This is a genomic window from Zavarzinia sp. (assembly GCF_049306435.1).
Taxonomy (GTDB): Bacteria; Pseudomonadota; Alphaproteobacteria; order Zavarziniales; family Zavarziniaceae; genus Zavarzinia.
In genome coordinates, this window is the sequence record NZ_JBAQRT010000165.1 from 16708 (window position 1) to 29495 (window position 12788).

Sequence of the window (12788 nt, forward strand, 5' to 3'; positions counted from 1 at the left end):
CGCAGCATTGCCGTGCGTTATGTAGCCGTTCGGACCTGCGGGGGGTGTGGCGTCAGATGTTTGTTCGGGGGCGTGTCGCGGCATCGGCTGCTGGTGGTTTGCGCAATGCGGTTTGTTTCCGCCGGGCGGGGCTCCTCGCCGGGGCCAGTATCGTCGCCCTTCTGGTCGCCGGATCCGGCGCCGACGCGCGCAATATCCTGAGCGGTGGCCCCGCCTCTCCGGTGGCGCCGGTCGTCTCCGGTCAGGCGGCGGTAAACGCGGCGGCGCAGGAAGCCGCGCGGCGCGGCCGCGATTCCCTGTCGCGGACGACCCAGGCCCTGCAGGCCATGCGGGCCGCCCAATCGGCCGCGCGGGACGCGGCGGCGGCGATCCGCTCGACCGTGCCCAACGGCCTCGGGGTCGGCGGGCTGAAACCGGTCGCCAATCCGAATTCGACCACCGACGGCCTGACCGACTGGATCAACGCCGACGCGCCGACGCAGGAGGTCGAGGACGGGCGATACAACGTCACGATCAAGCAGACCGACGGCCGCGCCATCCTGTCGTGGGACACATTCAACATCGGCAGCGAAACGACGCTGACCTTCGACCAGCAGGGCAACGCGGATTGGGTCGCGCTCAACCGCGTCGTCGGCCAGATCGATCCCGCGACCGGGCGGCGCGACGCGTCGAAAGCCCCGGCGCCCAGCCAGATCCTCGGCTCGATCAAGGCCGATGGCACGGTTCTCGTCATCAACCAGAACGGCATCCTGTTCTCGGGCACGGCGCAGGTCGATACCCACAGCCTGGTCGCCAGCACGCTGGAAATCGGCCGCGCCTATGACGTCGGCCGGGTCGATCCGCGCAGCATCGCCGATCGCAATGCCGAATTCCTCGCCTCCGGCCTGCTCGGTTACAACGACACCTCCGTGCAGGACGGCGCCACCTTCTCGGCCCAGCGTATCGGCATCGACGGCACCACGCGGAACGAAGAGAACATCGAAGGCAGCGTGATCGTCGAGGCGGGCGCTCGCCTGAAGGCCGGGGCCGACGGCCTGATCATGCTGACCGGCCCCAAGGTGGTGAACGCCGGCCATCTGACCGCGGCCGGCGGTCAGGTCGTGCTCCAGTCCGGGCGCGAGGTTCTGCTGCGCCGCTCGGAAGGGACGGCGGCCAGCCTCGATCCCAATATCCGCGGCGTGGTCGCGACCAGCGTGCGCAATCTGGGCGATCCGGACGATTACGTCCTCAACACCGAAACCGGCCTGATCGAGGCCGATCGCGGCAATATCACCCTGGGCGGCTTCAGCGCCGTGATCAACGAGGGTATGCTGTCCTCGACCACCAGCGTCTCGCGCAACGGCTCCATCGTGCTGTCCGCCGCCGACGTGAAGCTGGCGCCCGGCGCCATCCTGGCGATCGAGGCGGATGCCGGCACGGATGTGATCCCGCAGGATGCGGATTCCATCGCCGCCTTCAAATCGTCCAGCATCTTCATCGGTAATCGCAATGGTTATGGCGGCACCGGCTTCGATCCGTCGGCCCGGATCGAGATCGGCCGCGATGCCCTGATCCATGCCCCCGGCGCCGATGTCTCGATCGGCGCGATTTCCGGCGCGACCGGGGCGGACGACCGCCAGGGCCAGGGCCAGTCCCGAGTCTTCATCGACACGGGCGCGACGATCGATGTCGCCGGTCTCAAGGATGTCCTCGTTCCGTTGTCGCGCAATGTGCTGGAAATCGGCCCCCTGAAGGGGAACGAACTGGCCAATTCGCCGCTGCTGCGCAACAGCTTCCTCAATGGCGAGACGGTCTATGTCGATCCCCGCCTGTCGGGCGTGCGCGACGATGGCGTCGCCTGGATCGGTTCGCCGCTGATCGATGCCGCCAGCTATTACGCGCAGGTCGGCGTCGGCGTCGCGGAGCTGATGACCACGGGCGGTACCGTCACCCTGGGCGCCCAGGGTTTCGCCGGCACCGGCGACGGGGCGCTGGCGGGCGATGTCGCGGTGAAGGCGGGGGCGATCATCGATGTCTCCGGCGGCTGGCTGCGTTACGAGGGCGGCCGGGTGCAGACGACCCGTCTGGTTACCGCCGATGGCACCATCGTCGATATCGGCGATGCCGATCCCGACACGATCTATGCCGGCATCTACAAGGGTTTCACCCTCGACCAGGGGCGCTGGGGCACGGGCGGCAGCTGGGTCTCGCCGCTGACCGCCGGGGGCCGCACGGTCGCGGAATTCACCGAGGGGCGCGACGCCGGGGCCCTCGTCGTCAAGGCATCGGCCATCGCCTTCGACGGCGACTTCCATGGCGAAGCCTTCGCCGGCAGCCGCCAGCGCCAGTCGGCCACCGTGGGCACCGCCGCCGGCACGCTGTTCGGCGATTCCCGTCACCTGCAGGCCAGCGCCTCGCAATTGCCCAGCGGCGCCTTCCTCTATTTCCAGCTGCTGACCACGACGACCGGCGGCGCCGATGTCGCCATCGTCGCCGACGCCGATGACGGCGATCTCGCGGCCGGCTTCGGCTATGGCCAGTCCGTCTCGGTCGGGGCGGACGGCAGCCTGATCCGGCGGACCCGCAGCCCGTCCTCCCTCCTGCCCGAGGCGCGGCGCGAGACCATGGAAATCTCCGACAGCCTGCTGTCGGACAGTGGCGCGGCACAGGTCTCGATCCATACCTCGGGCAGCATCACGGTGGAGAGCGACGCCAGGGTCGATCTGATCGCCGGCGGCATCTTCGATGCCCTGGCCGGACGGACCCTGACGGTCGCGGGCGACATCACCGCGGCGGGCGGCCTCATCTCGCTCGAGACCTTCAATTCCCGGGGGCTCAGCGAGCATGTCTGGGGCGGCTCCGCCTTTGGCGACAAGGCTGTGGGCGATACGCTCGGCGATTACGACATTCTTGTCTCGGGCAATCTGTCGACCCGGGGCCGCTGGGTGAACGACCTCGGGCAATTCACGACCGGGGGCGAGGGCGGCGCCTGGCTCGATGGCGGCTCGATCTCGCTCTATGCCGCGCCCAATCTCGCCGCCGCCTACGACCGGGATGGTCAACGCCTCTCCCAGGCGGCCTATGCCGATCCCGAGGACCCGACCGCGCCGCGCAAGGCGACCGACATCAGCGGCAGCATCATCGTCGATCGCAAGGCCACGCTCGATGTCACCGGCGGCGGCCGCGTCCGGCCGGACGGCAGCCTCGATCTGTCCGCGACCGGCGGCGATATCGCCCTCGTCAGCGAGACGACCTATGCCCAGATCAGCACCACGACCTCGGGTCTGTCCGGCGGCCTGTCGGGCTTCCGGGTCGGCGGGCTCGCCTTCGCCGACAGTTCGGGCAATGAAACCGCCTATGTGCCGCTGAACCCCGACCGCATCAACGCGAAGGTCGTGTTCGATCCCGCTTCCATCCTGGCGAATGGCTTCGCCGGCGGCGGCAGTTTCACCCTGACCGCGCCCGGCATCGCCTTCGGCGAGACGGCGGCGGCGGGGGTGACGGCCCTGTCCCTCGACTTCTTCACCACGGCGGGCTTCGGCGCCTATAATCTGACCTCCTACAAGACCGCGCTGCTCGCCAATGATTTCGCCGATGGTTACGGCGGCACCAACGCGGTGCTGGCGACCCAGACCCTGAGCATCGGCGCGGGCGAGACGCTGAACCTCAGTCAGTCCCTGTTCCCGGCCTATCCGGATGCGGGCCTCGCGTCCCGTCTCGCCGCGCTCGAGACCGGCGGCGACCTCTATCGCATCGTCAGCGCGGCCGTGCCGGACGAGGCTTACGACCGCAAGGCGGTGAACCTCACCCTCGGCGGCCTGCTCGAGCTTCATGTCGCCGAAGGCGGTCGCATCATCGGCGAGGCGGGCGCCCATCTGACCGTGCCCAAGCTGCTGAACGAAGGCAGCATCGTGCTGCACGGCGGCCGCATCACCCAGTCCGAAGTGATGCCCCTGATCTATGGCGGCGATGGCCTCGCCCATGGCGTGCACGATCTGTCGGAGGCCTTCGCCTATAATGATGCGGGCAGGATCGAGGCCGGGGATCTCAATACCCTCGGCATCACGAACGAGGATGGCACGCTGCTGACCAATGGCGAACTCGCCGGCAGCCATGCGCTCTACCTCCTCGGTCTTCTGGGCGAAGGCGAGGGGATACGCCTCGCCGAAGGCAGCGTGACCGATCTTTCGGGGACCATCATCCTCGACCCGCGCGCCGCGCTCGACGGCGATCGCCGGATGATCCGCGATGGCCGCGTGATCGCCGGCGGCACGATCGAGGCGCTGGCCTCCCACACGCTCGCCGGCTTGCCCTTCCGGGCCAACGAGGATCTTCTGGGCGAACTGGGCGTCGACAATGGCGTCCGTTACGGCCTCCTGCGCGCCGAACGGTCGATCGCCGTCGATGGCGGCGCCCGTCTCGACCTGTCGGGCGTCTCCGGCCGGCTCGACCAGAGGACCGGCACGGGTAATATGCTGAACGGGCGTGGTTACGCCCTGACCGATGTCTGGAGCGAGGGGGGCACCCTGTCCGCCCCTGGCGGCCTGATCCTCGACCGCGCCGCCGACATCGACGCGACGGGCGGCGATGCGAGGGCGCTGGGCGGCACGCTCGAAGTCTCCGACCTCGTCCTGACCGAACAGGCCTCGACGACCGCGACCGCCCACACCCTGTCCGCCGACCAGATCGAGGCGGCGGGTTTCGATACGCTGCGTGTTTTCGGCAGCGTCACGGGCAAGGGCGATGTTTCCTTGTCCCTGCGCCGGGCCTTCCTGCTGGAAAGCCGGGATTACGCCGTCGATCCGCGTTTCGACATCAGCGATTCCGCCGTGCGCGACCTTTATCTGCCGCGCATTTCCAGCCTTGGCGGCAAGCTGCTGGTCGAGGCCGGTTACGTCGGCTTCGGCTCCGGCCTGTTCGACACGGTCTCCACCCCCGCCGGGGGCCGGGGTCTCGGCAGCGTGACCTTCCACGCGACGGCGATCGATGTCACCGGCGCCCTCGTCGTCGACGGCAGCGTGTCAAGCCTTCGCCTCGAAGCGGACGAGGATCTGCGCCTGATCGGCGCCCGGCCCTGGCAGGCCCTGCTGCCGGGGAACGAGACCATCCCCACGACCCTGCGCGGCCATATCGCCGCCGCGGGCAATCTCACCCTCGTCGCCGGCCGCCTCTATCCGACGACGGGCACGGATTTCGCCATCACCTCCTCCGCGGCCAACGGCAAGATCAGCTTCGGCCGCAAGGGCGAAGTGACCACGGCACCGCTTTCGGCCGGCGCCAGCCTGACCGTGCAGGCGGCGCATATCGCCCAGGGCGGCGCCCTCTTCGCGCCCTTCGGCACCATCACCCTCGGCAGTCACCAGCCCTATGTGACCGGTGGCACCGATGGCGAGCCGGAAAGCACCTTCGCCCCCGCGACCACCAGCGTCACCCTCGCGCCCGGGAGCATCACCTCGGTCAGCGCCGGCGGCCAGTCGATCCCCTATGGGACGACGACCGACGGCACCGAATGGTATTTCGCACCGACGGGCTCCGATCCGCTGAAGGCGGCGCCCACGGGCACGCTGCATATCGCGGGCGACGCCATCGATCTCGCCGAGGGATCGAGCATCGATCTGTCGGGCGGCGGCGATGTCTTCGCCTATGAATTCGTGCCGGGCACCGGCGGCTCCCACGATGTCCTGTCGCGCCTGAATGCCGATGCCTCGACCGGCAATGCCGGGCTGCAATATCCCGACGGCCGTCAGGTCTATGCCATCGTCCCCGGCCTGTCGGAGGCGACGGTCGCGGCCTATGATCCGATCTACGCGGCGGATTACGATCTTGCCTCGGGCTCGGGCGTCGGCAAGCGGGTCTGGCTCGATGCCGCGCCGGGCCTCGCCGCCGGCTGGTACACGCTGCTGCCCGCCCGCTATGCCCTGCTGCCCGGCGGTATGCGCGTCGTCGAGCGGACGGACGCGACCTCGGTCGCGGCGGGCACCGGCCTCGCGACGCCGGATGGCACGCTGGCGGTCTCCGGCCGCTATGGCGATGCCCTCTCGGGCACGCAATCCTCGACGGTGCATCTGTTCGACGTTACCCCGCGCGAGACGGTGATGAACCAGTCACGTTACACGATAACCGAAGGCAATGACTACTTCGCCGAAGCGGCGACGCGGGACGACGCGACGGTGCCCCGCCGGGGCATCGATGCCGGTCGCCTCGTCCTCGATCCGACGGCGCGCCTGATCATCGAGGCGGCGGTGGATGCCCGGGCGGAAGCTGGCGGCCGCGCGGCCCAGATCGATATCGGCGGCAGCGATATTTTCGTTACCGCCGGCCCGGTCGATGGAGGCGCAAGCGACGGCATCGTCCGCCTGTCGGCCGACGGACTGTCCGCCTTCGGCGCCGGCAGTCTGCTGATCGGCGGCATCAGGACCGATCGGGCGGATGGCACGACGTCGATCGATGTCACCGCCAGCAGCATCACCATCGCCAATGACGCGGCCCATCCCCTGTCGGCGGCGGATGTCGCGCTGATCGCCGACGACGGCATATCGGTTCGCGATGGCGCCTCGATCCTGGCCGCCGGCAGTGGCGACGGCGGCACCGGCGCCTTCGTCGTCGGCGATGGCGAAGGCGGTGCCTTCCTGCGCGTCGCCAATGGCGGCGAGCGACTGGTCACCCGGCTGCGGGGCGAAGGGACCGGCCCCCTGACCGGCGCCATGGTTTCGGTCGGCGCCGCGCAACTGGCTGGCGATGCGGTCGCGATCGATTCCGCGGGCGATCTCGACATCGCCAGCCGGGCCGCCATCGCGGCGAAGGCGCTGGCGATCGGCGCCGGCACCGTGACCTTCAGCGATGCGGCGACGGGTATCGACGGCCTGGTGGTCACGCCCGCCCTGCTGGCGCGTTTCGCCGCCGCCGGGCAACTGACCATAAGGGCCGATCAGGGCATCGCCTTCGACGACGGCCATTACGATCTCGGCACGTTGCGGCTCGATGCGCCGGCCCTGATCGCCCGCGAGGGCGGCCTCGTCACGCTGGGCTCCGACGCCCTGACCCTGTCGAACGAGACGGGCGCCACACTGTCCGCCTGCGCCGCCGATTGCGGCGATGCCCGGCTTTCGATCGACACCGGCAGCCTGACCATCGGCAATGGCGCGATCCGCACCCTCGGCTTCGAGGATGGCGGGGTCGATATCGTCGCCGACACCGGCATTTTCGGTGGCGGCGATGGTCGCCTCGATGTCGGCGACGCCGATCTTTCCATCCGGACGAGTTACATCGGTGATGCCGCCAGCGGCGTGTCGGCCATGACGCTGGCGTCCGGCGGCCGGGTCACGATCACGGGTGGCGGTACCGCCGCGCCCGCCGGCACCGCCGGCTCGTCCCTGACCGTGATCGGCAAGACCATAGAGGTTACGGGCGCGACCCTGCGGGCCACCGCGGGCACCCTGCGGCTTGAAGCCGAGGACGGCATCACGCTCGGCGCTGGCAGCGTCGTCGCCACCCCGGGTTACGACCAGACATTCGGCGATGCCACCGACCCGGTGAAACAGGCGGCCCCGGCGGGCAGCCTCAGCCTCGTGACGGCGGGCGGCGATATCGAGCTTGGCGCGGGATCGCTGGTCTCGGTCGGCGGCGGGGCCGGGGCGGCGGGACGTCTCACCCTGTCGGCCGCGGCCGGCGCGGTCAATTTCGGCGGGACCCTGGACGGCACGGGCCGGACCTCGGGCGGCAGCTTCAGTCTCGACAGCCTGGGCGGTTTCGATCTTGCCCTGCTGGCGGCCGATGTCGGCGCCCGGGGCTTCGACGGCGCCTTCGATATAAGGACCAGAACGGGCGACCTCAGCCTTCGCGCGGGCGAGACGCTGACCGCGTCCAGCGTCAGCCTGACGGCGGATGGCGGCCGGGTCGCGATCGCCGGCACGATCGATACCTCCGGCATTTCGGGCGGCGATATCGGCCTGTTCGGCCGGGACGGCGTCGCGCTGGCCGATGGCGCGCGGATCGATGCCTCGGCCGAAGGCTATGGCACCGGGGACAGCCGCCAGGCCTCCGGTGGCGACGTGCTCTTGGCGACCCAGGGGGATGGCACCATCAGCATCGCGCGGGGCGCCGTCATCGATGTCTCCGCCGAGAATGGCGCGGATCGCGTGGTCGACATCACCCGCGACGGCACCACGTATGCCCAGGCGGTCGCGGGCGACCGGGGCGGCACCATCACCATCCGCAGCCCGCTGATCGAGGCGCCGGGCGCCGACACGGTGAAGGTCTCGCTCGCCGATGCGGATTCCCTGGTCGGGGCGCGCGAGATCGTGCTCGAGGCTTACAAGCGCTGGGACCTCGGCGAGGTCGCGGCCAGCGGCGATTATGCCGGCGTCAGCCTGGACGAGGCGACGAACACGATCACCCTCGACGTCAGCGAGGACCTCGACCCCGCCAAGGCGAATGGCACCCGAAATCCCCTGCGCCGGGTGAATTTCCTCGGCGACGAAGGGGAGGGAACCCTCGTCTCCTTCGTGCAGGATTTCGATATTTCGGCGGCCAATGGCGACCTGGGCGGACTGGTCGCCTCGGACAATTTCCATGCCCGGCCGGGTATCGAACTGGCTTTCGACGGCAATGTGACGCTGGCGTCCAGCTGGAACCTCGGCGCCGGCACGGTCGATGTCACCGGCGCCCTGGCGGCCGGGCTGATGACCCGGCTCGGCGGCGGCGTCAGCGCCGTGACTCCCGGGGCGGAGGCCGAGATCTTCGCCAGTTACACCAGGATGACCTACCGCACCGGTGGCGGCGACGTGCGGGGCGAGGCGCCGGCGATCACCTTCCGGGCCGGCGGCGACCTGCGTCTCGACGGCAGCCTGACCGATGGCTATTTCTCCTACAGCGCGCCGGTGCTCGTCACCAGCGACGCGGGCGAGGGGGACGGCAGCGGCGAGCCCTATCAATTCGCCTTCCAGCGTTTCGGCGGGCTCGACAGTCTCGGCCTCTATTACTACGTCTATGGCTTCAACGCGCTGGCCAGCGGCGCGCCCTATACGATTCTGGGCGGCGATGGCGGCGGCGGGGGCGGCGGCGCCACGATCTCGCTCGGTTACGATCCGGCGGCCAATGGCGCGGACGCGAAAACCGGCGTCGACACGCTGTCCTACATGGTCGCCTTCCCCAGCCTGTGCGGCACGCTTGATTGCGGCGCGGCCGCCACGAGTTCCTACAGCCTCGTCGCCGGATCCCGTCTCGACAGCGCGGACCCTCGTGCGCTTCGGGGCGGTGCCACGGCCAGCATCACCTTCAATCCCTATCGCTCCTATGCCGGGATCGAGGCTTCGGCCGCGGCCGGGCCGGTCGAGATCGATCTTTATTTCGATGTCGGCAACAACGACCTCTTCCTCGGCAGCGCCTTCCCGGACGAGGAGTCGCATTTCGTCGCCGGTTCGGAGCTTGCCGAGGCGCTGGGCGCCGACACGGTGCTGGAAATCGACCTGTCGTGGGACACGGCGGATGACGCTTCGGGCATCCAGTCGCGCGAAGCCTGGGCGGCCTTCCTCGATGCCCTCGACAATGGCACGGATCCCGAACTCGCGGCGCTGGTGGAGCGTTACGGCGCGCCCGACGTCTATGGCGACGGCTATCTTTCGGGGGCCGCCGCGGTCCTGCAATATTGGGTCGTCAACTACATGGCGGAAGCCGTGGCGGCCGATCTTCCCGCCTATTTCACTGCCTTCGGCCTGCCGTCGCCCTTCGGCGGAGGCGGCGGCGGTGGTGGCGGTGAGGGCGGCATCGCCCCCGGGCTCGCGCGCAATGTCGTGCGGACGGGCGGCGGCTCCATCCGCCTCGACGCGACCGGCGATATCGATCTCTACGACCGGACGCAGGCCCTGCCGACCTATGTCGGCACCGATGGCGCGAATTACAGCCTCGGCGGCGCGGCGATCTACACGACCGGCCATGACGCGGTGGCGGCGGCGAGCGCCGGCCGCTACCTCACGGGTGGCGGCGACATTACCCTGCGTGCCCTCGGCAGCATTCGCGGCAGCAGGATCGAAGGCGCGAAATCCGGCCAGTCCTGGCTGACGGGGGCGGTCGGCACCAGCACCGATCTCGCGGTGGCGACACCGGGGCTCGACGGTTTCACCGATGGCATCGCCACCCTGGGCGGTGGCACGCTGTCGGTTTCCGCCGGGGCGGATCTCGTCGACCTCAACCTCGTCGCGGGCGGCAGCGCCCGGACCGTGACCGGAGACGACGGCGTCAAGACCCTGGTCACCTTCGGCGGTGGCGATCTTCTCGCCCAGGCCGGAAATGACATTCTTGGCGGTCTGTTCGATATCTGGTCGGGCCAGGCCGTGATCGGCGCCGGCGGCGATATCGTGGCCGATGGCACCGTGGCGGCGCCCGATGCCGCCGGGCGCATCCGCGCCATCGAGGACAGCCTCGGCCTTCGTCTGTTCGACGCCACGATCGAGGTTTCGGCGCCGGGCGACATCGCGCTGCAGGGCATTGCCTCGGTCGCGGCCGATGGCCCGGGCGCCAGCGGGACCTATCTGCTGGACGAAGTGAATGCCTATGGTTTCACGACCGAGCGGGCTTCGGTCGAACTGGTCGCCGGTGGCGATCTTCGCTTCGTCAACAGTGCGGACTTCACCCTGGTCAGCGATCTTCAGCCCAGCGCCAGCTTCAACGCGGTCTGGCCGGCCCGCGTTTCGGCGGTCAGTCTGCGGGGTGATATCGATGTCGCGGGCGAGGCCGGCGCGGTCCTGATGATGCCGGGCGCGACGGGTAATCTCGACCTGCTCGCCGGTGGTTCCATCCTCGGCGCCAGCATCGCCATGCTCGATGCCGATCCCGGCCTGCTGCCCGGTTATTTCAGCGAATTCGCCCTGCAGGGCGCGGTCCTCGGCCAGGGCTTGGCCTTCCGCTTCCCGGCGGTGTTCTCGAGCACGAGCGACAGCGAGCGCACCCGCCAGCACAATGGCGCCATCACCCACGCGGGCGACGAACGGCCGGTGCGCATCGCCGCCGGTCTCGACATCGGCGGGACGGGCGGCGGCCTGATCCTGTCGGTCGCCGAACAGGCGCGTATCGCCGCCGGCCGCGACATCGTGAACATGATGTTCTTCGGCCAGAATGTCGCCGTCTCGGATATCACCAGGATCACCGCCGGCCGCGACATCACCGCGACGACGCGACTGGTCGCCCCGGCCTCCGGCTTCGAGGGGCCGGAAACCATCCTGGCCGACCTGCGGCCGGCGGTTCTCGGCAATACATTCGTGATCGGCGGGCCGGGCAGTTTCGTGATCGAGGCCGGGCGCGACCTCGGCCCCTTCCTGAATTCGGCCGACATCACGGCGATCCGCAACATCGGCGATGCCAAGCTGGCCGCCGTGACCGAGACCTATGGCGGCGGCATCCTGTCGGTCGGCAACGAATGGAACCCCTATCTGGCGGAAACGGGCGCCGATGTCTCGGTCCTGTTCGGCGTCGCCGGCGGGGCGGATTTCGATGCCCTGCGCGACTATTACGTCGATCCGGCCAAGGTCGCGGCGCTGCCGGACGAACTCGTCACCGAGGGCGGGGTGCCGCTCCACGCGGCCAGCCTCGTCACCTGGATGAAGGCGCATCGGCCGGCCGATCTCCTCGCCGCCTATGGCCGCGTCGATGTGACGGCCGAGGAAGCCTATGCCGTCTTCGTCGCGCTTCCCGACCTCGACCAGCGGCCCTTCCTGACCGGGCTGTTCTTCGACGAGCTGGAAGCCTTCGCCAATCCCGAAAGCCCGTCCTTCGGCGAAAGCGCAAGGGGCTATGCCGCCATCAGCCGCCTGTTCCCGGCCGATCGCGGTTACACCGCCAACGGCGAGGCGGAAGACGACTTCGCCTCGGTCCGCGACCTGCTGACCCTCAAGGGCTATGGCGCCGATCTCGCGGCGGGGCTCGACCGTCTCGCCGATGATGGGTACACGGTCACGGTGGGGACCGACGACTTCACCGCCCAACTGGTGGACGGCATCTATCGCAAGCTGGAGGATGGCGCGCTCGTCACCCTGAGCGCGGCCGAGCAGACGGCCTTCAATGCCCAGGTGCTCGATGCGCTGGCGACGGGCAAGGGCGCGGTCGATCACATCGTCGCCCGCCGGCAGACCGGCGACCTCGATCTGCGGCTGGCGACGCTGCAGACCGCCCGGGGCGGCGATATCGCCATCTTCGGGCCGGGCGGGCGGGTCATCGCCGGCTCGACCGTCCGCACCAGCGAACAGGCGGCGCGGCGGGCCTATGACGGCGGGCGGCTCTATGCCGGCAATGCCGACGGGGCCAATTTCATCTCGCCCTTCGCCGCCGTGATCGAGGCGATCCCGACCGGGCTCGAAGGCGTGCTGACTCTGCGCGGCGGCGCGATCTCGAGCTTCACCGACGGCGATTTCCTGCTGAACCAGAGCCGTCTCTACACCCGGGCAGGCGGCGACATCACCCTGTGGTCGTCGAACGGCGATCTCAACGCCGGGCAGGGGCCGAAGACCACGGCCAATGTCCCGCCCGTCGTCGTCAAGGTGAATCAGGATCTCTTCGTCGAGGAAGACCGGGCCGGTTCGACCAGCGGCGCCGGCATCGCGGCCTATCCGGCCGAAAGCGGCGAAGATCCCGACGTCTATCTGATCGCGCCGCGCGGCACGGTCGATGCGGGTGATGCCGGCGTGCGGGTCTCGGGCAGTCTCTTCGTCGCCGCCCAGGTGGTGGTGAACGCCGACAATTTCCAGGTCTCGGGAGCCTCCGTCGGTACGCCCGTGGCCGCTGTGGCCGATGTCGGCGGCCTCGCCGCGGCCTCGGCC

General features: G+C 69.5%; 1 protein-coding gene. It reads left to right on the top strand.

The window, feature by feature from the left end; genetic code table 11:
- Positions 1-56: 56 nt before the first annotated feature.
- Positions 57-12788: filamentous haemagglutinin family protein (locus WAZ62_RS09185; RefSeq protein ID WP_422643225.1), on the top strand; the 12732-nt coding region annotated here is incomplete at its 3' end.